This window comes from Pseudomonas sp. H3_E04, from assembly GCF_054668915.1.
On sequence record NZ_CP162797.1, the window covers coordinates 2179832 to 2201787 of the forward strand.

A 21956-nucleotide genomic window follows, 5' to 3' on the forward strand; every position below is an offset into this window, starting at 1 on the left:
TTATAAAGGCACGCATTTAATCGCCGGGAAATGAAAAACCGCCTCGAAATTCGCGCCTGTCACGCTAAACTGCGCACCTTGGCCGAAGCAGGCTGAACCGGTTGTGGGGCTCAATGTCCCAGAACCACGAATTCCTCAGAAGAGTAGCGATCATGACTCAAGTCAAACTGACCACCAACCATGGCGACATCGTCATCGAACTGAACGCTGAAAAGGCGCCGATCACCGTTGCCAACTTCATCGAATACGTCAACGCCGGTCACTACACCAACACCGTATTCCACCGTGTCATCGGCAACTTCATGATCCAGGGCGGCGGTTTCGAGCCTGGCATGAAAGAAAAGAAAGACAAGCGTCCAAGCATCCAGAACGAAGCGGACAACGGTCTCTCCAACGACAAATACACCGTCGCCATGGCCCGCACCATGGAGCCGCATTCGGCTTCGGCGCAGTTCTTCATCAACGTTGCCGACAACACCTTCCTCAACCACAGCGGCAAGAACGTGCAGGGCTGGGGCTACGCGGTATTCGGTAAAGTGACCGCTGGCACCGACGTTGTCGACAAGATCAAAGGCGTGTCGACCACTTCCAAGGCCGGCCACCAGGACGTACCTGCAGACGACGTGATCATCGAGAAAGCCGAGATCATCGAAGCGTGATATTGCTGATTTCAGATTTGCATCTGGAAGAGGAGCGCCCGGACATTACCCGGGCGTTTCTGGATTTGCTCGCCGGACGCGCCCGCTCGGCGAATGCGTTGTACATCCTCGGCGACTTCTTCGAGGCATGGATTGGCGACGACGCCATGACGCCCTTTCAGCGTTCCATCTGCCAGGCCCTGCGCGATTTGAGCGACAGCGGCACGGCCATCTTTCTGATGCACGGCAATCGCGATTTCATGCTCGGCAAGGCCTTCTGCAAACAGGCCGGCTGCACATTGCTGAAGGACCCGAGTGTCGTGCAGTTCTACGGCGAGCCAGTGCTGCTGATGCACGGCGACAGCCTGTGCACCCGCGACGTTGGCTACATGAAGCTGCGCCGCTACCTGCGCAACCCGATCACCCTGTTCATCCTCCGTCATCTGCCGCTGAGCAGCCGCCACAAACTGGCGCGCAAGTTACGCAGCGAAAGCCGTGCACAGACGCGGATGAAGGCCAATGACATTGTCGATGTAACGCCGGAAGAGATTCCGCGGATCATGCAGGAATTTGGCGTGAAAACCCTGATTCACGGGCACACCCATCGCCCGGCGATTCACAAGTTGCAGCTCGGCGAGCAGGCGGCGAAGCGGATTGTGCTGGGGGATTGGGATCGTCAGGGTTGGGCGTTGCAGGTCGATGAGAGCGGGTATGCCTTGGCGCCGTTCGATTTCGCCCCGCCGCCCGCCCTGCCCGCCCTGCCCGCCCCAACGATTTAAAGCCAAATACAAAACCCTGTGGGAGCGAGCCTGCTCGCGAATGCAGTGTGTCATTCAGCAGTCGAGTGTCTGACACACCGCTTTCGCGAGCAGGCTCGCTCCCACAGATGCTGCGTTTCAGGTTAATGCCCGCTGGCAGCAGGCCCGGCCTTCGCGGCAAACGGCGGTTTCGCCAGCCATACGATCAGAATCAACCCCATAAACCCCCAGCCCAGCAACGTGAAGTAATCCACGGTGGAGAGCATGTACGCCTGGCTGGTGAGAATCTGATCCATCTGCGCATACGCCGACTGGCTCGCCCCGCCCAACTGGTTCAAGGTCTCGCGGGTGGCTGGCTCGAACGTGCTGATGCTTTCGCTCATATACGCATGATGCTGATCGGCCCGGCGAATCCAGATCCACGTGGTCAGCGACGCCGCGAAGCTGCCGCCCAGCGTCCGCAGGAAAGTCGCCAGGCCTGCGCCGTCAGCGATCTGGCTCGGCGGCAAGTCCGACATCAGAATACTCAGGGTCGGCATGAAGAACAGCGCCACACCGATGCCCATGAACAGCTGCACCAGAGCGATGTGCTGGAAGTCGACCTCATTGGTGAACTCGGCACGCATGAAGCAGCTCAGGCCAATCGCCAGAAACGCAATGCCGGCGAGCAATCGCAGGTCGAACTTGTGCGCGTATTTGCCGACAAACGGCGACAGCAACACCGGCAGAATCCCGATCGGCGCCACGGCAAGTCCCGCCCAGGTCGCGGTGTAGCCCATTTGCGTCTGCAACCACTGCGGCAGGATCAGGTTGATGCCGAAGAACCCGGCATAACCCAGCACCAGCACCAGCGTGCCGATGCGGAAGTTGCGATAGGCGAACAGGCGCAGGTTGACCACCGGGTGGCGGTCGGTCATTTCCCAGATCACGAACACCGCCAGGGCGACCATGGAAATCGCCGCGCCGACGATGATGAAATTCGACTCGAACCAGTCCAGGTCATTGCCTTTGTCGAGGATCACCTGCAATGCGCCGACGCCAATGATCAGCGTGATCAGGCCGACGTAGTCCATCGGCTGGCGACTGGTCACCACCGGCCGTTTCGCCAGTTGCGAACGCACCACCATCACCGCAAAGATGCCGATCGGCACGTTGATAAAGAAGATCCACGGCCAGCTGTAACTGTCGGTGATCCAGCCGCCGAGAATCGGCCCGGCAATCGGCGCAACCACGGTGACCATCGCCAGTAACGCCAGAGCCATCCCGCGTTTCGCCGGTGGATACACCGCGATCAACAGCGTCTGCGTCATCGGGTACAGCGGCCCGGCCACCAGGCCTTGCAGCACACGAAAGCCGATCAGCTCGGGCATTGAGGTCGAGATACCGCAGAGAAACGACGCCAGTACAAACAGCATCGTCGCCCACAGAAACAGCTTCACCTCGCCGAAGCGGCGGCTGAGCCAACCGGTCAGCGGCAACGCAATCGCGTTGCTCACGGCAAACGAAGTGATCACCCAGGTGCCCTGCTCCGAACTTACCCCGAGGTTGCCGGAAATCGTCGGCAGTGCCACGTTGGCGATGGTCGTGTCGAGCACTTGCATGAACGTCGCCAGCGACAGGCCGATGGTGCTGAGCAACAGGCTGGGCGGCGTGAAAGAAGCGTTATTGCTCATTCTGAATCCTATGAAACCGGGTTGGCGCTGCGTCAGTTACAGACACAGCAGCCCTTTGTGGGAGCGAGCCTGCTCGCGAATGCTGACTGACATCCAACATAGATGTCGTCTGACACACCGCTTCGCGAGCAGGCTCGCTCCCACAGGGTCTTGAGTCAGCTTCGAAAGCGCTGTCAGCGTTGCGCGGTCTTGCCCGCTGCGGCGCTGTTGTCGTGGATCAGTTGAGCAATCATCGCGTCCGCCTCGGCCAGTTGGCGCTCGTAGACGTTGGTGCTGAACGAGGCTTTCTGCGGCGGTTGCTGGGCCAGCACCGGGCCGCTCTGGTCGTGCAGATTGACCTCGACATTGGTCGACAGACCGACACGCAACGGATGCTTGGCCAGCTCTTCGGCATTGATGTGGATACGCACCGGCACACGCTGGACGATCTTGATCCAGTTACCGGTGGCGTTCTGCGCCGGCAGCAAGGCAAACGCGCTGCCGGTACCGGCGCCGAGGCTGTCGACGGTGCCGTTGTATTTCACGTCGCTGCCGTAGATATCGGCCTCGATATCAACCGGCTGGCCGATGCGCATGTCACGCAGCTGGGTTTCCTTGAAGTTGGCGTCGATCCACAGCTGATCCAGCGGAATCACCGCCATCAACGCGGTGCCCGGCTGCACGCGCTGACCGAGTTGCACGGTGCGCTTGGCGACGTAACCGGTGACCGGAGCGATCAAGGTGCTGCGCGCATTGGTCAGGTAGGCCTGACGCAGATCGGCGGCCGCCGACATCACGTCTGGATGCGACGAGACCACGGTGTCGTCGACCAGTGCGCTAGTGGTTTTCAGTTGCTGTTTGGCGTTGGCCAGTGCGTTCTGCGCCGAGGTCAGGTCGTCGCGGGCGTGGGACAGTTCTTCCTGGGAAATCGCCCCGCCTTGGGCGAGATTTTTCCGTCGGTTGTAGTTGTCCTGCGCCTTCTGCACTTCGGCCTGCTGCGCGTTGACCTGGGCTTTCATGCCGTCGACGTTGCTGTACAAACCGCGCACCTGACGCACGGTGCGCGCCAGTTTCGCCTTGGCACTTTGCAGGCCGACTTCGGCATCGTTGGGGTCGAAGTTGACCAGCACCTGGCCTTCCTGGACCAGGTCCCCGTCGTCGGCGCCGATGCTGACCACGGTGCCGGTGACCAGCGGCGTGATCTCCACGACGTTGCCGTTGACGTAGGCATCGTCGGTGCTTTCATTAAAGCGCCCGATGAACTCGTGATAGGCCCAGACGCCGGCAATGGCGAGCAGGACGACCACGGCGAGGGCCAGCAGCATCACCTTGCGTTTGCGCGGGTTGCCGGTGTCCGGGTTGTTGTCTTGAGCTTGGGTGTTTTCGGCAGTGGCCATGACAAATACCTTGAATTATGGGTGCGACGAGGCTGGGCTGGCGTTGGCTGCGTTCAGGTTTTCACCCTGAAAGCCGCCGCCCAGCGCTTGCATCAGTTGAATCGACAGGTCGATCTGCTCGGCATTGAGGGTCGCCAGCTGACGCTGGGCCTGGAGCAATTGCTGCTCGATGCTGAGCACGTCCAGGTAGTTGCCGATGCCGGAACCGTAACGCTGGACGACGGTGTTGTAAGAGTCCTGAGCGATGTCGGTGGCGTGCTGCTGCGCACCGATCTGCCGGCCGATATCGCGCAGCTGATTGATCGTATCGCCGACATCGCCGAGGGCTTTCACCAGGCTTTTGTTGTACTGCGCCACCGCCAGATCGTAATCAGCGTCGCGGGCATCAAGGTTGGCGCGCAGGCGTCCGCCATCGAAAATCGGCAGCGACACGGTCGGCGCGATGTTGAAGAAGCGGCTGGCCGAACCGAACATCGCATCACCCAGCAACGACTCGGCGCCGGCCGAGGCCGACAGATTGAGGTTGGGATAGAAACGGGTTTTCGCCGCATCGATGTCTTTGCTCGCCGCTTCGACACGCCAGCGCGCCGCAACCAGATCCGGGCGGCGGCCGAGCAGTTCCGCCGGCAACACCGATGGCACTGCCACGGCGCTGGCTTGCAAGACTTTCGGTCGGGCGATCTCATTGCCGCGATCCGGGCCTTTGCCGAGCAATACGGCCAAGGCGATTTTCGCGCTGTTCAAGCGTTTTTCCGCGTCGATCAGGCTGGCCTGGGAACTGGCTTCCAGACTCTGGGTTTGCTGGAACTGGTACTGGCTGTCGATCCCCGAACTCAAGCGACGCTGGCTGAGATCAAGCATTTGCCGGGTGCGCTTGAGGTCTTCGCTGGCGAGGTCGTAAACGATGTGCGCCTGACCGAGATCGCTGTAAGCACGGGCGACGTCAGCGGCGAGTGTCAGCTGCGCGGCCTGACGGTCGACTTCAGCAGCGCGAACCTCGCCGAGTGCGGCTTCCCAGGCATCGCGCTGACCGCCCCACAAGTCGAAGTTGTAATTGAAACCGGCGCTGACATTGCGCACCGTCGCATAGGCACCGCCCTGCCCCAGCGGATCCTGATCACGAGCCAGACGCGAACGGCTGATGCCGGCGCTGGCGTCGAGGGTCGGATAACGCTCGGCATCGGCGGCATAGGCGGCTGCACTGGCCTGATGGGCGCGGGCTGCGGCGATCTGCATGTCCGGGCTGTCGTGCAGGGCTTCGCGGATCAGGCCGTCGAGCTGCGGATCGCCAAGGCTGCTCCACCAATCACTTTTCGGCCACGCCGCCGGCGACAGCGTCACGCCGTCCAGAGACTGCGCTGTCTTCAGTTGCGCCGCGGCGAGACGCTGGCCTTCAGTGTCGAGGCCGCTGTAATTGGCGCAACCGGCGAGGATCATCGCCGACAGCAACAGCGTCAGGCTGCTGCGCAAGGTCTTAGCGCTCATTGTGTTCACCTAGACGCTGGATGGTGATCGGGTCACCGGCGGCCAGCAGGATTTTCTTGAGGATGTATTCCAGGGTTTTCAGCTCTTCGCGGGAGATCGCGCCGGCCAGTTCATTCATCGCATCGGCACCGATGTGCGGCAGGCGATCAGCCAGTTGCTGGCCCTGCTCGGTCAGTTTCAGCTGCACCTGACGACGGTCGCCTTCGCTGCGCTGGCGGATCAGAAAAGCCTTCTGCTCGAGACGATCGAGCATGCGCGTCATCGACCCGCTATCGAGCGACAGATGCCGGCACAGCTCAGCCGGGGTGTCGACGCCGAACTGGGCCATGATGATCAACACCTTGAACTGCGCGGCGGTGATGCCGTGGGGTTCCATGTGGGTGTCGATGATCCGGTCCTTGAGCAACGCGGCACGGCCGAGCAACAGGCCGAGGTGGCAATGTTTGAATTCTTCCGGGGTGAAATGGTTCATGGGGCGACCTGATAACTGCCTAGGCAGTGAATGTATGTCGAGATGTTACTGCTTAGGCAGCGAATGTCAACGCAATAGTTAGGGGGCTTGGTAATTAGTTGACCAGTGGAGTTGGTTTTGCGGGTAAAGCGAAAAGATCGCAGCCTTCGGCAGCTCCTACATGGGTTTGAAGTGAACCCTGTAGGAGCTGCCGAAGGCTGCGATCTTTTGATCTTTCAGAAAATCTTCAGAAATCCCGCTTGTAGAAAATATCCAGCGAACTCGCCACGCCGCTCGCCGCTTCGACGTAGACCTTCTTGCTCAGCTTGTAGCGCAGGGCGATGGTGCTGGCCGGTTCGAAGACGCCGACGCCGTAGCGCAGGCTGAGTTTTTCCGAGATGTTGCCGCTGGCGACGACGCTGGTGTCGTTGCCGCTGCCCTGGGTGTCGAGCTGGAAATCCTCGATACCCAGATCCTTGGCCAGGCCGCTGGTGACTCCGGCGCTGCCCATTAAACCCAGGCCCAGTGCGGCCTGAGCGAGCATGTTGTTGTCTTCGCCGTTGGTGCTCAGCGGACGGCCCAGCACCAGGTACGACAGCGCCTGTTCCTGGCTCATCGCCGGTTCGGAGAAGATCTGCGTGGTCGGCTGTTCGGCGCTTCCGCTCAGGCGAATACCGGCGATGACGTCGTCGGTCTGGCGGATCGCTTCGATGTCGAGATAGGGCTGGTCGATGGGGCCGGCGAACAACAGACGCGCGCGCCGCACCGTCAGGCGCTGGCCGTAGGCGCGATAGCGGCCGTCGTTGAGCCACAGTTCGCCACGGGTGTCCATGTTGTCGCCGATGTGCACCTGGCCTTGCAGATTGGCGGTCAGGCCAAAACCGGCGAAGCTCAGCTTGTCCTGGCCGACGATCACGTCGATGTCCATTTTCATCGCGATCGGTGGTTTGCCCTCCTCGGTCTGCGCGCCGACGATGATCGTGTCGTCGGAGACTTTTACCGTCGATGGCGGCAATTCACGCACGGTGATTTCGCCTTTCGGCACCAGCACCTTGCCGGCAACTTTCAGCTCATCGCCGGCCATGGAAATTTTCAGATCCGGAGCCATTTCCAGTTTGGCGTAGGGCTCGACGCTGACTGGCAATTGCGTGCCCTTGAGCGCCAGATCGACCACCAGAGCCTGCCCCCAGGCGACGTTGCCGTTGAGGCTGCCCTTGCCAGTCTTGCCGCTGTTCCAGCCACCGTCCAGGCGCACCGATTCGCCGGCGATCGCCGCAGTCAGTTGCAGATTCTGCAGCTCCATCGGCAGTTCGGCGCCGGACACTTCGCCATCGCTGAGCTGCACCGTGCCGTTGACCAGCGGTGCGAGCAGGCCACCGGAAATAGTGCCGCTACCATTGAGCCGGCCGGTGAGTTTTTCCACCATCGGCACGAACGGCCGCGCCACCGACAGGTCGAGGCCGGAGAGGCGGAACGAGCCGCTCAGTGGTTTGTTTTTCGGCAGCGGATTGAGCTGCGCCTGGACCATCAATTCGCCGAGTTTGCCGCCGACAAAATTGAGCTCGGTGTCGACGCGCTTGGGCGTGAGCTTGCTGCTGAGCTTGAGCGTCTGGTAGGGAAAATCCACCCAGCGATCCTTGTCACGCACGCGCAGGGTGCCGCCGCTGGCATCGACACTGACCACGCCGTTCGGGCCGCTGGCTGGCAGGTCCAGTTGCAGGTCGGCGTTGAGCCGGCCCTGCCAGGCGAAGTCTTTGGGCAGCCACTGCGCAAGGCTTTCGATCGGGAATTGCTTGAGGTGATAACGCAGCTTCGGCTCCGGCGCCAGGCGCTGGTCTTCGCCACACAGGCTGGCGTTGCCGGACAGCCAGCAATGCGCGCCGAAATTGATCTGGCCGTCCGCCAGGCGCTCCAGTTTGGCCGGGTTTTGCAGCCTCCAGTCCTGGCCACCGGCCTGAATGTCACCGCTGGCCAGACGTCCGCGCCAGTTGCCCTTGTCCAGATTGCCGTCCAGCCCCAGCGCCAGTTTCAGCTTCGGCCCGATCAGGTCGAGGTTGAGTTTCTGGCTTTTGATATCGCCCTGAGCACTGGCGGTCAGGGTGCCGAGCGAAGTATCGCCAGTCTGAATGCCGCTACCTTTGAGATTGATCTTCGCCCGCTGCGCACTGTCGAGGGTGGCGTCGAGGTTGAGGCTTTGCAGGCGGTTGTCCTGGAAGGCCAGTTGCGAACCTTGCAGATCGAGCTTGCCCTGCGGCGCCTTCAGCGTACCGGCGACGTTGATCTGACCGTTGACCTGCCCGCGCAGTTGCGGCCAGAGCTGAGCCAGACGCCGCAGCTTGATGTCGATCTGACCGCCGAGCTTGTCCTGCAGGCTGCCCTTGCCGTTGATGCTGTTGTCGCCGAGGCGGATCTGCAGGGCATTGAGATTCCACCGCTCGCCCGCGCCGTCAGCCTTGGCCTGGAGGACCGCCGGTTGGCCGCGCAACTTGCCCTTGAGATCGAGGTCGGCGCTGAGGCTGAGTCGATCATTCTTCATCTCGCCTTTGCTCTTCAGCGGCCCGGCCAACGTGCCCGGCAGTTCGGCGACCCAGTACGCCGGGTTGAGCGCCGACAGATCCAGCGCAGTATCCCAGGCGATGCCGTCGGCGAAGCGCACATTGACGTGCCCTTCGGCCTTGCCCTGCCCGGCCTGCATGACCAGTTGCGGCAAGGCGATCTGTTCCAGACTGCCGCTGAACGGGCTGCTTAATGTGAACGCCCCGGCCGGGCCATCCAGCGCAGCGTCGAAATTGCCGAGGTACTGACCGTCGGTGTAGGACACTTCGCCGGTGAAAGTCCGCAACGTCACTTGCGGCTCGTCGATTTCCGGATAGAGCCGATGCCACGGGAAGTCTTGCCAGTGGATGTTGGCCTGGGCGCTGAGGCCTTTGCTCCAGTCGACATTGCCGGTGAGCTTGAGGCTTTGCGTGTCGTTGGCGTTGAGGTCGAGCCCGGCGATCTGCGCGCCGTTGGCGTCGACTTTGCCCTTGAGTAGCAGCGCCACCGGTGATTTCTCGGCGGGCAGCGTGGCGTTGCCGAGCAGTTGATAACCGTTTTTCAGGTCGCCTTCGCCCGTGAGCACAAGCTGATTGAATTGCAGCGTGTCCGGCAGATCGGCACTCGGTTTGAACGCGTCGCTGGTGATGCGCAGCTTGGCCGGCAGGTTTTCCGCCAACGCTTGCAGCTCGCCGTTCAACTGGCCGTCGAGGTAGCCTCGGCTGTCGGCGTGCAGGTTGAGGGTTTTCAGCAGGTCGCCGTCGACTTTCAGCGCCAGGGTCCACGGCTCGCTGCCGGGGGCGGGCAAGGTCAGATCACCCTGAATAGTCAGCGGCCAGTTGCCGCTTGGTTGCAGCAGGCCGGACAGGTTCAGGCTGAGTTCGTCACGCTGCAATTTCACGCTGTCGATCTGCAAGCCCTGAGTGGTCCAGTGCGCTGCCAGTTGCAAGCCCTTGAGCTGTTCGCTGCCGTTGAACAACAGGCTGCCGACCTCGACATCGCCCAGCTCAATGGCCAACGGCAATTGCAGGTCCGGCAGTGTGATCGGGCCGCTTTCGGTGGTTTCTTCGCTCGGCGGGAATTGCAGGATCACCTGATCGGCCTTGAGCTGATCGATGCACAAGGTCATGCGCGTCAGGCACAGCGGCGACCAGGCGAAGATCGCCTTGTTCAGCTCGACTCGGCTGGTGTCCTGCTGCCACACCAGGTGATCGGCGCTCCACTGCCCAGCGAGGCGACCGTGGAAATTCTCCACGCTCAGGCCCGGCACCAGGCCCAACGCCCACCGACTGCCGGCCTGCGTGCCAAGTAGCGCAGCGAGGCTCAAAACGATCAACAAGACCAGCGCCAACAGAGTCAGCGCTGTTATTTTCACACCACGCTTCACAGCTCAGGCCCTATGGAAAAGTGCAGCCGGATGCCGCCGTCGTCGTCCAGCGCGTGGGCCAGGTCAAGGCGGATCGGCCCGACCGGCGAGACCCAGCGCACGCCCACACCGACCCCAGTCTTGAGGTCGGGCAGTTCGAGTTTGTTGAAAGAGTTGCCCTGGTCGACGAAGGTCGCGACCCGCCATTTCTCGGCGATCGAATATTGATATTCGACGCTGCCGGCAATCATATAGCGGCCGCCGATGCGGTCGCCGTCAGAGTTTTTCGGCGACAGGCTCTGATAGTCGTAACCGCGCACGCTCTGATCGCCACCGGCAAAGAAGCGTAGCGACGGCGGAACCGAGTTGTAGCCATTGGTGGCGCTGCCGCCCACCTGCACGCGACCGAGCAAGCGGTGCTTGTCGAACACCGTGGTCAGGCCTTTGACCAGCGCGGTGCCATATAAAAGGTTGTTGTCGGAACCGAGACCTTCCTTGGCCACTTTGCTTTCGAAGCTCAGGCGATAGCCGTTACGCGGATCGATGCGGTTGTCGCTTTTCAGATAGGAATAACTGATGCCGGGCATCAGCAACGTGCTCAGGCCGGAGTCGTCGCCGAGTTCGTATTCCTCGCGCTGCCATTTCAGCGAGATCACCCGCTGCCAGCCGCTGGGCAACTTGCTGTGCCATTCCGGGCCGAAAGTCAGCAGCTTGCTGAGGGTGTCGGAGCCTTCGATGTCTTCGAACTGATAGCCGCCGGCCCAGCGCAGTTTGTCGGTCAATGGCGGGTCGAGCGGGATGTCGTAGAACAGCCCGACGTTCTGCCGGGGCGCCGAGAGTTCGGCCTCCCAGCCATAGCTGTCGCCCTGCGGGTTGACCCAGTGACGCGTCCAGTTGGCCTTGATCCGTGGGCCGACGTCGGTCGAATAACCGAGGCCCAGACCCATGGTGCGCGGCTTGCGCGTGTCGAGTTTGACGGCGACCGGAATCACATCGTTCTGCGCTGCCGTCGGTGCCGCGTCGACGCGCACGCCTTCGAAATAGCCGCTCGATTGCAGATCGCGATTGAGTTCGGCGATCAGTTCCGAATCGTAAGGCTCGCCTGCCTTGAACGGCACCATGCGTTGCAGCAGGTCTTCGTCGAAGGGCGTGTCGCCCTCGAAACTGACTTTTCCCAGCGCATAACGCGGGCCGCTGGCGTAGATCAATTCGATATCGGCGACACCTGCGCGCGGGTCGACCATGAGTTTCTGGCTGGTGAAATGGCCACTGAAGTAACCGAAGCGCGAGGCCTGGTTCTGAATGACCCGCTTGGCATCTTCGTAACGGCCATGGTTGAGCACGGCGCCGGATTTGAGCAGGTCGCCTTTCGGTACGCGGAACGATTTCAGCGAGGCCGCCGGGCCATCGACACGTACGGTGACGTTGCGCAGCCGAATCGGCTCGCCGGGATCGATGTTGAGCACCAGACGCGGTTTTTCCCCGCCCTTGACGTCACTGTCGATCTGCGGCTGGTAGTAGCCCAACGCCTGCGCCGCTTTGCGCGCCTGCTCTTCGGCACCGCGACTGAAGCGCAGCAAGGCTTCTTCGTCGCGATCGCCGAGGCTGCCGATATAGCCTTCTATATTGGCCTTGAGTTCATCGTTGGACGGCTTGATCCGTACATCCAATTCACTTTGCGCCAGCGCCGCGCAGCTGGATAACAGCATCAGCACGCCGCTGGTAAATCTTCGTGGAAACTTCATAGGCGCGGATGCTATCACGGGCTCGGGAGCCTGATAGAACAGGTAATTTGTGAAGAAGTTCGATCATTATCCCGTTGCTGTTTGTAACACCTGCGGATTGGCGTGGAAAAATACGTGTTCGCGCACCGGCCCGACGGCAACCTCGCCGATCTCCTGATAACCCTGCCTTTTATAGAATTCCAGGTAGCGTGGGTTGCCGGTGTCGAGCACCACGCCTTGCGATGTTTCATCAACGGCGCACCAGTTGTGCACGGCGGTGAGCAATTGTTCGCCGTAGTGCTTGCCCTGAAATTGCGGATGCACGCCGAGCAACGGCAGCATGTGCACCGAGTCACCTGGCACGCACGCGGCAACGGCATCGTGATATTCAAGATAACGCCGGGTGCAGCGAAACCCGGTGCTGAGCACCATGCGCAAGCGCCATGCCCAGCTTTCGGTAACGCCCAGGCGCCGTTGCGGCGGCGCGATCAGGGCGATGCCGATCAGGCGATCATTGACCAACAGGCCGATCGCCGGCAGGTCCTGAAGGAAATGCTGTTTGACCAGCTCGCGCACCGTCGCGCGCACGCGCTGTTCGTAGCCGGGACGCTCGGCTTCGAACAGGTAGCCGAAGGTCGGCTCGTGGCGATAGGCCTGATACAGCAACGAGCGGGCTTCGCGCGAGTAGCCGCGGTCGAGCATGTGGATGTCGGCAACGGCGGTCTGGGTTTCAGGCATTGCAGTGATTCTCCCCGGGGCGCGCTCGGAGGCTGGCGCGCTTGTTGGTACGAACCTTGGACGGATGTGGTGGTTCCCCTGACAGGTATAGACCAAGTCGGAATCTTCATCGATCTTGCCGGCCTCTTCGCGAGCAGGCTCGCTCCCACAGGGGACCGCGGTCTGAATGTGGGAGCGAGCCTGCTCGCGAAGGGGCCAGATCCAACAACCCAAATCCCACAGGCCAAAATGATTTGTCCCACACTGGCCCATCTCCCCCATGTCAGCTAGCATCGCCCTTTTGCCAGGACTGCCGACCATGAAGATTGTTTCCTTCAACATCAACGGACTGCGTGCGCGTCCGCATCAGCTGGCAGCGCTGATCGAAAAACATCAGCCCGACGTGATCGGCCTGCAGGAAACCAAGGTCCACGACGACCAGTTCCCCCACGACGACATCCGCGCCCTCGGCTATCACGTGCACTTCCATGGCCAGAAGGGCCATTACGGGGTCGCCCTGCTCTCGCGCAACGAACCGATTGCGATTCATAAAGGCTTCGCCACCGATGAAGAAGACGCGCAGCGGCGCTTTATCTGGGGCACTTTCGCCGATGCCAACGGCGTGCCGGTGACGATCATGAACGGCTATTTCCCACAGGGTGAAAGCCGCGACCACCCAACCAAATTCCCTGCCAAGGAGCGTTTCTACAGCGACCTGCAAGCGCTGCTGGAAAGCCAGTTCCACAATGAACAGCCACTGGTGGTGATGGGCGATGTGAACATTTCCCCGGAAGACTGCGACATCGGCATCGGCCCGGACAACATGAAGCGCTGGCTGAAAACCGGCAAATGCAGCTTCCTGCCGGAAGAACGCGAGTGGATGGCGCGCCTGAAAAACTGGGGCCTGACCGACAGCTATCGCCACCTCAACCCCGACGTGAGCGACATGTTCAGCTGGTTCGACTACCGCAGCCGTGGTTTCGAAGATGAGCCGAAGCGTGGCCTGCGCATCGATGTGATTCTGGCGTCCCATGGCCTGCTGCCACGCGTCAAGGATGCCGGCGTGGACTACGAACTGCGCGGCATGGAAAAACCCTCGGATCATGCGCCAATCTGGCTTGAACTGGCCTGATCCAGCCTGAGGGAATTTTCATTGTGGGAGCGAGCCTGCTCGCGAATGCGGTGGATCAGCGACAAATTTTTCGACTGACACGCCGCCTTCGCGAGCAGGCTCGCTCCCACAGGTAATCCCCTGTCATATTTCGGTCACGCGCCTGACTTAATCTCCCCGGCAATCCCCTTGGCTTGATTCGGTGCCGGCATGACCCTGCGTGTTCTCTGCGTTTTTCTGTTGAGTGGCTGGCTGTCGGTGTTCGCCGCCGCCCTGCCGATTCCCGAAAACGGCCCGGCATTGCGCATTCAGGGCTCCAACACCATCGGCGCCGAGCTCGGTCCGGCGTTGGTCGAAGGCCTGTTGCAGGAACAAGGCCTGGTGAAAGTCCACCGGGAAACGCCGGACACCGCCAACGAACAACGCATCCTCGGCCAGACCGCACAAGGCCAACGCGTGGTCATCGAAGTCGCCGCCCACGGTTCCAGCACCGGTTTCACTGCGCTGAAAAACGGCAGTGCTGATCTGGCCGCATCCTCCCGCGAGATAAAGGACAGCGAACAACTGGCCCTGCAAAGCCTCGGCGATCTGAAAAGCCCGACGGCCGAGCAAGTCATTGCCATCGACGGTTTGGCGATCATTCTCAACCCGGCCAATCCACTGCAGCAGCTGGACACCGAGCAACTGGCGCGGATTTTTGCCGGCGAGGTGAAAACCTGGGAAGAGCTCGGTGGCCGTGGCGGCGCCATCCATTTATATGCGCGGGATGACCAATCGGGAACTTACGACACGTTCAAGGAACTGGTCCTGAGCCGGCGTGGGAAAAGTCTCAGCAGCGCAGCGAAACGATTCGAGTCCAGCGAGCAATTGTCCGACGCGGTCAGCGCCGATGCGCAAGGTATCGGCTTCATCGGCTTGCCCTACGTGCGTCAGGCCAAAGCCGTAGCCATTGCCGACGGCGCCTCGCAAGCGATGTTGCCGCTGAACAGTCTGATCGCCACCGAAGATTATCCGCTGTCGCGGCGCTTGTTCTTTTATCTACCGCCGGACAGCCGCAATCCGTGGGCGCAGGCGTTAGCCGCGTTCGCACAGAGCCCACGGGGTCAGGCGATCGTTGCGGCCAGCGGGTTTGTCAGCCAGACCGTGCAGGCCATGAGCGTCGCGCCGAACGCGCTGATGCCCGAGGGTTACCAATCCCTCAGCAGGCATGCCCAGCGTCTGACAGTGAATTTCCGTTTTGCCGAGGGCAGCGCCAGTCTGGACAACAAGGCGCGGCAGGATCTGGCGCGGGTGCTCGACTATATAAAGCGCAATGGCAAGACCGAGCGAGCGGTGACGCTGGTGGGTTTTGGTGATTTGAAGGATGACCCGGCGCGGGCTGATCTGCTGTCCAAGCTACGGGCGATGGCGGTGCGCCGCGAGCTGGTGAGGAACGGTGTGGTCATGCGCGAAGTGCGCGGCTTCGGCGCGCTGATGCCGGTGGCGACCAACAGCGCGGATGAGGGGCGGATCAAGAATCGGCGGGTTGAGGTTTGGGTGTATTGATCCTGATGTCGATGTGCTGAATGTACAGGCCCTTTCGCGAGCAGGCTCGCTCCCACATTGGATCTGTGGCGTGCACAAATCTTGTGGGAGCGAGCCTGCTCGCGAATGAGGCGACGCGGTATTACTGGCCGCTACGCATCATCTCCTTCGGCACATACTTGCCGATCTCGAACTTGCCGATCGCCGCGCGGTGCACTTCGTCCGGGCCGTCGGCCAGGCGCAGGGTGCGCTGCATCGCATACATATAAGCCAGCGGAAAATCGTTCGACACCCCTGCCCCGCCGTGCATCTGGATAGCGCGGTCGATCACCCGCAAGGCCACGTTCGGCGCAACCACTTTGATCTGCGCGATCTCGCTCTTCGCCACTTTGTTGCCGACGGTATCCATCATGTACGCCGCTTTCAACGTCAGCAGGCGCGCCATGTCGATCTCCATCCGCGAGTCGGCGATCTTGTCGATGTTGCCACCCAGACGCGCCAGCGGTTTGCCGAACGCGGTGCGGCTCACCGAGCGTTTGCACATCAGTTCCAGCGCACGTTCGGCCATGCCGATCGAACGCATGCAGTGGTGAATGCGGCCTGGGCCAAGGCGACCCTGAGCGATTTCGAAGCCACGCCCTTCACCGAGCAGGACATTTTCGTACGGCACCCGCACGTTATCGAACAGCACTTCGGCGTGACCGTGCGGTGCGTCGTCGTAACCGAACACCGGCAGCGGCCGGACGATCTTCACCCCGGGGGTGTCGACCGGCACGAGGATCATCGAGTGCTGGGCGTGACGCGGCGCGTCCGGGTTGCTCAGGCCCATGAAAATCAGGATCTTGCAGCGCGGATCGCAGGCGCCGGAGGTCCACCATTTCTTGCCGTTGATCACCCACTGATCGCCATCGCGCACGGCACGGGCGGCCATGTTGGTCGCGTCGGAAGATGCCACGTCGGGCTCGGTCATGGCGAACGCTGAGCGGATCTCGCCGCGCAGCAGCGGCTCGAGCCAGCGTTGTTTCTGCTCTTCGTTGGCGTAGCGCACCAGCACTTCCATGTTGCCGGTGTCCGGCGCCGAGCAATTGAACGGCTCCGGCCCCAGCAGGGAACGGCCCATGATTTCCGCCAATGGCGCGTATTCAAGATTGCTCAGGCCGGCGCCCAGCTCGGACTCAGGCAGAAACAAATTCCACAGTCCTTCAGCCTTGGCCTTGGCCTTGAGCTCTTCCATGATCGCGGTCGGCTGCCAGCGATCACCCTCGGCGACCTGGCGTTCGAACACCGCTTCAGCCGGATAAACGTAAGTGTCCATGAACGCAGTCACGCGCTCACGCAGTTCTTGCACCTTGGGCGAATAAGCGAAATCCATGGGTCGTTACCTTCTCGGGCAGAGGTTGTTCAAGTCATGCAATCGATGCTAGAACAGCGCTGATCATTTACCTAGCCTATTCTCGGCGTGTATAAACATTCATCACCAATATATGATCCGCTGATCGTCAGCCCCCCAACACTTGCACTTAATAACAAGAGAAGCCGCGTTATGAACCTGAGCAAGGTCGACCTCAACCTTTTCATCGTCTTCGACGCGATCTACACCGAAGCCAACCTGACCCGCGCCGGGCAGATTGTCGGCATCACCCAGCCGGCGGTGTCCAACGCGCTGGCGCGGTTGCGTGAGACCTTCAACGACCCGCTCTTCGTGCGCACCGCCCAGGGCATGGTGCCCACGCCGATGGCGCAGAACATCATCGGTCCGGTGCGCAACGCCCTGTCGCTGCTGCGCGTGTCGGTGCAGGAAAGCCGCATCTTCAACCCGGCGCAGGCGGTCAAGACTTACCGCATCAGCATGACCGACCTGACGGAAGCGATCATTCTGCCGCCACTGTTCCAGCGCCTGCGCCGCCTCGCGCCAACGGTGATCATCGAAAGCTTTCTGTCCAAGCGCCGGGAAACCACCAAGGAACTGGCGGCCGGGCGTCTGGATTTCGCCGTGGATGCGCCGCTCAACACCGACCCGCAGGTGCGCCACGTCAAGCTGATGGACGACCGTTACGTCTGCGCCATGCGCAAGGGCCATCCGATGGCGGGCAAGGAAAAACTCAGCCTTGATGATTATCTTTCGCTGACTCACATCCATATCTCGAGCCGCCGCAGTGGGCTGGGTTATGTCGATCTGGCGCTGGGCAAAATGGGCATTCAGCGCAAGATCGCCCTGCGCTCGCAGCACTATCTGATGGCTTCGCAGGTGATGCAGCAGACCGACATGGTCATGACCGTGCCGGAACGCTTCGCGCGCCGCCATGATCTGCAGTCGTTCAATTTGCCGGTGAATGATGTGCCGTCGGTGGAAACGCATTTGTACTGGCACGAAAGCACCGACCAGGACCCGGCGAATCGCTGGATGCGCGAGCAGATGATCGAGTTGTGCCAGCAGGTGACGGCGCAGGAGAAGAAGCTGGAAAAGGTGTAGAGCTTTTTTACCGCGTTATCGTTCTTCGCGAGCAGGCTCGCTCCCACAATGAATTGCATTTCATCTGAAGGAACGCGGTCGAATGTGGGAGCGAGCCTGCTCGCGAAGAGGCCTGTACAGACACCCCAAAACCATCCCGCTTGACGTAAACGTAAACCACCGATTAGCTTAGCGCCATGCCCCTTTTCCGAGCGCTTTCATGAGCAGTCAGACCTACAGCATTTCCGACCTCGCCCGCGAGCTGGACATCACCACCCGGGCGATCCGCTTTTATGAAGAGCAAGGCCTGCTCAGCCCTGAGCGCCGTGGCCAGGAACGCATTTATTCACCGCGCGACAAGGTCACGCTGAGGCTGATCCTGCGCGGCAAGCGCATCGGCTTTTCCCTGGCTGAATGTCGCGAGCTGATCGAACTCTACGACCCGTCCGGCGGCAACACCAAGCAGCTCAACAGCATGCTGGCGAAAATCAGCGAACGTCGTGAACAGCTCGAGCAGCAATTGCTGGATATCGAACAGATGAAGCTTGAACTGGATACCGCCGAAGAACGCTGCGTGCAGGCATTGGAGCAGACGCTCAAGAGCCAGCAGGCGGTCTAACGAATCGCCACTTCCCCTGTGGGAGCGAGCCTGCTCGCGAATACGGTCTGACATTCAGAATATCTGTCACTGACCCTACGCTTTCGCGAGCAGGCTCGCTCCCACAGGGATCTTCGTGAACTCAAAAAACAGGCAGGTCCCACCCATGTCCCTCCCCTCTCAAGTACGCCTGATCGAAGTCGGCCCGCGCGATGGCCTGCAGAACGAAGCCCAGCCGATCAGCGTCGCTGACAAGGTGCAACTGGTCGACGCGTTGAGTGCCGCCGGGCTCGGCTATATCGAAGTCGGCAGTTTCGTCTCGCCGAAATGGGTGCCGCAGATGGCCGGGTCCGCCGAGGTGTTTGCGCAGATCCAGCGCAAGCCCGGCGTGACCTATGGCGCGCTGGCGCCGAATCTGCGCGGCTTTGAAGACGCGCTCGCCGCCGGGGTCAAGGAAGTCGCGGTGTTCGCTGCGGCGTCCGAGGCGTTCTCGCAGCGCAACATCAATTGCTCGATCAGCGAAAGCCTGGCGCGGTTCGCGCCGATCATGGAGGCGGCGAAACAACACGGCGTTACCGTGCGCGGTTACGTTTCCTGCGTGCTGGGCTGTCCGTATGAAGGCACGGTGGCGCCTGAGCAAGTGGCGATGGTCGCGCGCGAGCTGTACGCGATGGGCTGCTATGAAGTTTCGTTAGGCGACACCATCGGCACCGGCACGGCGGGCGCGACCCGACGCCTGTTCGAGGTGGTGTCGGCGCAGGTGCCACGGGACAGGCTCGCCGGACATTTCCACGACACCTACGGCCAGGCCATGGCCAACATCTACGCCAGCCTGCTCGAAGGCATTGCAGTGTTCGACAGCTCTATCGCCGGCCTCGGCGGCTGCCCTTATGCCAAAGGCGCGAGCGGTAACGTTGCCACCGAAGACGTGGTGTACCTGCTCAATGGCCTGGGCATCGAGACCGGTATCGATCTGGACGCCTTGATTGCTGCAGGCCAGCAGATCAGCGCAGTGCTCGGTCGCCCGAGCGGTTCGCGGGTGGCCAAGGCGCGCAGTGCGCACTGAGGTGTTACCGCTGCGTCAGCTATGTGGGCAAAAGCGAGTAACACGGAAACAAATTGTCTGGCTTTGCCCAGAGCTGAAAACGCCAGAAAATCTCAAGCAGCTGATTTATAAGGATTTTTAAAAGTTGGCACGACACCTGCTATCTCTATCGCATAACAAGAATAAAAAGCCGCAAACCAATAAAAACAAGACGAAACGACTCTGACATAACAAGAACAACACGGCAGAGACGCAGCTAACAGATTTTTTTGGAGAAGGTGTGCTTTTCAGGGTGCTCTCAGGAGTGACCCGCAACCGGGCAGAGAACAATAAAACTACCTTCAGGTAGCTCCCGAATCGGTTGGATCGTTAACGAGAAAGCAGATCAGCGCTCAAAAAAATACGTTTGCTCTTGACCCCGGATGGGGGTCGCCAAAAGCTGTACAGGGCCACGGTTGCCAAAAACAACAACAGACCGAGCCTCAATAATAAAAAGAGCACGCAACGACAAATTAAAGGGGAGCTTCGGCTCCCCTTTGTGCTTTCTGCAATTCGTCTCTCTGTCACTGCATCCCTGTGGGAGCGAGCCTGCTCGCGAAAACGGTGTATCAGACAGATTTGCGCTGAATGACACACTGCATTCGCGAGCAGGCTCGCTCCCACAGAAGTTGTGATTATCGGTCGATTGTTTTCAGCTCTTCGATACTGATCTCACGCATCCTGAATTTCTGGATCTTCCCCGTCACCGTCATCGGAAACGCTTCAACGAACTTGAAGTAACGCGGTGTCTTGAAGTGCGCAATACGCTCCTTGCACCACGCTTGCAGCTCCAGCTCCGAGGCGCTGAAGCCGGGGTGGAATTTGATCCAGGCGACGATTTCCTCACCGTAGCGCGGGCACGGAATGCCGATCACCTGCACGTCCGCCACCGCCGGATGAGTGAAGAAAAACTCCTCCAGCTCACGGGGATAAACGTTCTCGCCGCCACGAATGATCATGTCCTTGTTTCGCCCGGCGATGTTGACATAGCCCTCCTCGTTCATGCTCGCCAGGTCGCCGGTATGCATCCACCCCGCCTCGTCGATGGCCTCGGCGGTGGCCTGCGGGTTGTTCCAGTAACCGAGCATCACGCTATAGCCGCGCGTGCACAATTCGCCGATGGTGCCGCGCGGCACGAGGTTGCCAGCGTCGTCGATGATCTTGCTTTCCAGTTGCGGCTGAGTGCGCCCGACCGTGGTGACGCGCAACTCCAGCTCATCCGCCGGCCCGGTCTGCAGCGACACCGGGCTGGTTTCGGTCATGCCGTAAGCGATCTGCACTTCGCTCATGTGCATCTCGTTGATCACCCGGCGCATGACCTCGATCGGACAGGTCGCCCCGGCCATGATCCCGGTGCGCAGGCTCGACAGGTCGAAGGTCTGCCGCTGCGGCTGATCGAGCATGGCGATGAACATGGTCGGCACACCGTACAGCGCCGTGGCCTGCTCTTCGGCTACCGCCTGCAGGGTCAGCGCCGGATCAAAGGCGTCGCTGGGGTAAATCATCGTACTGCCATGGGTGACGCAGCCGAGGTTGCCCATGACCATGCCGAAGCAGTGATACAGCGGCACCGGAATCACCAGACGATCAGCAGCTGTCAGGCCGAGGCTTTCGCCGACCATGTAGCCGTTGTTGAGAATGTTGTAGTGACTGAGGGTCGCGCCCTTGGGGAAACCGGTGGTGCCGGAGGTGTACTGGATGTTCACCGGTTGATCGAAATGCAGGCTGGCGCTGCGTTCGGCCAACTGATCGGGCGAGACGCTGGCAGCCAGTTCGCTGAGCTGCGACCACGGCAGAAAACCGGCTGGCGGTGTTGCGTCGAGGCTGATCACCCCGCGCAACTCCGGCAGGCGTTCGCTACGCAACTGACCAATGGCGTGTTCAGCCAATTCTGGCGCCAGGCTCTGGAGCATTTCATGGTAATTCGAGGTCTTGAACGCTCCGGCACAGACCAGCCACTGGCAGCCGGACTGCTTGAGCACGTACTCGAGTTCGGAGCTGCGATAGGCGGGATTGATGTTGACCAGGATCACGCCGATCTTCGCCGTGGCGAACTGGGTAATGCACCACTGCGCGCAGTTCGGCGCCCAGATGCCGAGGCGATCGCCGGTTTGCAAGCCCAGCGCGAGCAAGGCTCGGGCCTGCTCGTCCACCGCTTCGGCCAGTTGCCGCCAGGAGTAACGCAACTGCTGATGGCGCACCACCAGCGCTTCGCCGTCCGGGTGTTGCGCGACAGTCTGATCGAAGCGCTGACCGATGGTCATCGCCAGCAGGGCTTGGTCCTGAGAGCCACGGCTGTAGCTACGCTGTGGGTTTGCACTGGATTGATCCATGACGACCCCTATTGTCTTTATTAGTGGGTTTTCCCGGTTTTGAATCCCTGTGGGAGCGAGCCTGCTCGCGAGCACGCTGCGTCATTCACCCTCGATGGCGACTGTTACAGCGCTTTCGCGAGCAGGCTCGC

The 21956-nt window shown here is 61.0% G+C and carries 16 protein-coding genes; 7 read left to right on the top strand and 9 right to left on the bottom strand.

Translation table 11 applies throughout. The annotated features are described in order from the left end of the window. The first annotated feature begins 152 nt into the window (after positions 1-152). Entirely contained in the window at positions 153-659 is a 507-nt protein-coding gene (locus tag AB4N53_RS09715) for a peptidylprolyl isomerase (RefSeq protein WP_095189877.1), read from the top strand. After that, positions 656-1417, top strand: coding sequence for a UDP-2,3-diacylglucosamine diphosphatase (lpxH, locus tag AB4N53_RS09720; protein WP_460120112.1), 762 nt, complete (start codon positions 656-658; stop codon positions 1415-1417). Before AB4N53_RS09715 ends, lpxH begins: the two co-directional genes overlap by 4 nt. A 122-nt stretch (positions 1418-1539) precedes the next feature. On the opposite strand, the gene AB4N53_RS09725 is transcribed toward lpxH, so the two are convergent. The 7 genes from AB4N53_RS09725 to AB4N53_RS09755 all read right to left on the bottom strand — a co-directional run bounded on the left by AB4N53_RS09725 (position 1540) and on the right by AB4N53_RS09755 (position 12744). After that, positions 1540-3069 (bottom strand): DHA2 family efflux MFS transporter permease subunit, encoded by a 1530-nt coding sequence (locus tag AB4N53_RS09725; RefSeq protein ID WP_460120114.1) that lies wholly within the window; start codon positions 3067-3069, stop codon positions 1540-1542. A gap of 173 nt (positions 3070-3242) precedes the next feature. After that, complete coding sequence (locus AB4N53_RS09730; protein WP_460120116.1) at positions 3243-4445, bottom strand: HlyD family secretion protein; 1203 nt, start codon at positions 4443-4445, stop codon at positions 3243-3245. A 15-nt stretch (positions 4446-4460) separates the two neighbouring features. After that, positions 4461-5930: an efflux transporter outer membrane subunit gene (locus tag AB4N53_RS09735; protein WP_460120118.1), complete on the bottom strand. Its 1470-nt coding sequence runs from the start codon at positions 5928-5930 to the stop codon at positions 4461-4463. Beyond that, positions 5920-6402 carry a MarR family winged helix-turn-helix transcriptional regulator gene (locus AB4N53_RS09740; protein ID WP_460120120.1) on the bottom strand — a complete coding sequence of 161 codons (483 nt, stop codon included), beginning with the start codon at positions 6400-6402 and terminating at the stop codon, positions 5920-5922. The genes AB4N53_RS09735 and AB4N53_RS09740 overlap by 11 nt, the downstream gene beginning before the upstream one ends. Before the next feature lie 226 nt (positions 6403-6628). Beyond that, positions 6629-10303, bottom strand: coding sequence for a translocation/assembly module TamB domain-containing protein (locus tag AB4N53_RS09745; RefSeq protein ID WP_460120122.1), 3675 nt, complete (start codon positions 10301-10303; stop codon positions 6629-6631). Continuing rightward, positions 10300-12027 (bottom strand): autotransporter assembly complex protein TamA, encoded by a 1728-nt coding sequence (locus tag AB4N53_RS09750; RefSeq protein ID WP_460120124.1) that lies wholly within the window; start codon positions 12025-12027, stop codon positions 10300-10302. The genes AB4N53_RS09745 and AB4N53_RS09750 overlap by 4 nt, the downstream gene beginning before the upstream one ends. Before the next feature lie 66 nt (positions 12028-12093). Further along, complete coding sequence (locus tag AB4N53_RS09755; protein WP_041477100.1) at positions 12094-12744, bottom strand: GNAT family N-acetyltransferase; 651 nt, start codon at positions 12742-12744, stop codon at positions 12094-12096. A 298-nt stretch (positions 12745-13042) separates the two neighbouring features. Between AB4N53_RS09755 and xthA the strand changes: the two genes are divergently transcribed. Next, on the top strand, positions 13043-13855 hold the full coding sequence (xthA, locus tag AB4N53_RS09760) for an exodeoxyribonuclease III (protein ID WP_095182083.1): 813 nt from the start codon (positions 13043-13045) through the stop codon (positions 13853-13855). Between the two features lie 189 nt (positions 13856-14044). Further along, positions 14045-15379, top strand: coding sequence for a substrate-binding domain-containing protein (locus AB4N53_RS09765; protein WP_460120127.1), 1335 nt, complete (start codon positions 14045-14047; stop codon positions 15377-15379). A 121-nt stretch (positions 15380-15500) separates the two neighbouring features. Here the strand turns inward: AB4N53_RS09765 and AB4N53_RS09770 are convergent, their stop codons facing one another. After that, entirely contained in the window at positions 15501-16730 is a 1230-nt protein-coding gene (locus AB4N53_RS09770) for an acyl-CoA dehydrogenase (RefSeq protein ID WP_024013435.1), read from the bottom strand. Between the two features lie 171 nt (positions 16731-16901). Between AB4N53_RS09770 and AB4N53_RS09775 the strand changes: the two genes are divergently transcribed. From AB4N53_RS09775 to AB4N53_RS09785, 3 genes are all read left to right on the top strand, one after another. Beyond that, positions 16902-17831: a LysR family transcriptional regulator gene (locus AB4N53_RS09775; RefSeq protein ID WP_016775308.1), complete on the top strand. Its 930-nt coding sequence runs from the start codon at positions 16902-16904 to the stop codon at positions 17829-17831. Positions 17832-18030: 199 nt separating this feature from the next. Continuing rightward, positions 18031-18429 (top strand): MerR family transcriptional regulator, encoded by a 399-nt coding sequence (locus AB4N53_RS09780; protein ID WP_460120129.1) that lies wholly within the window; start codon positions 18031-18033, stop codon positions 18427-18429. Positions 18430-18574: 145 nt separating this feature from the next. After that, entirely contained in the window at positions 18575-19474 is a 900-nt protein-coding gene (locus AB4N53_RS09785; RefSeq protein WP_460120131.1) for a hydroxymethylglutaryl-CoA lyase, read from the top strand. 653 nt (positions 19475-20127) lie between these two features. On the opposite strand, the gene AB4N53_RS09790 is transcribed toward AB4N53_RS09785, so the two are convergent. Continuing rightward, the gene (locus AB4N53_RS09790) at positions 20128-21825 is read right to left on the bottom strand and encodes an AMP-binding protein (protein WP_460120133.1); all 1698 of its coding nucleotides are present in this window, start codon (positions 21823-21825) and stop codon (positions 20128-20130) included. Positions 21826-21956: the final 131 nt, after the last annotated feature.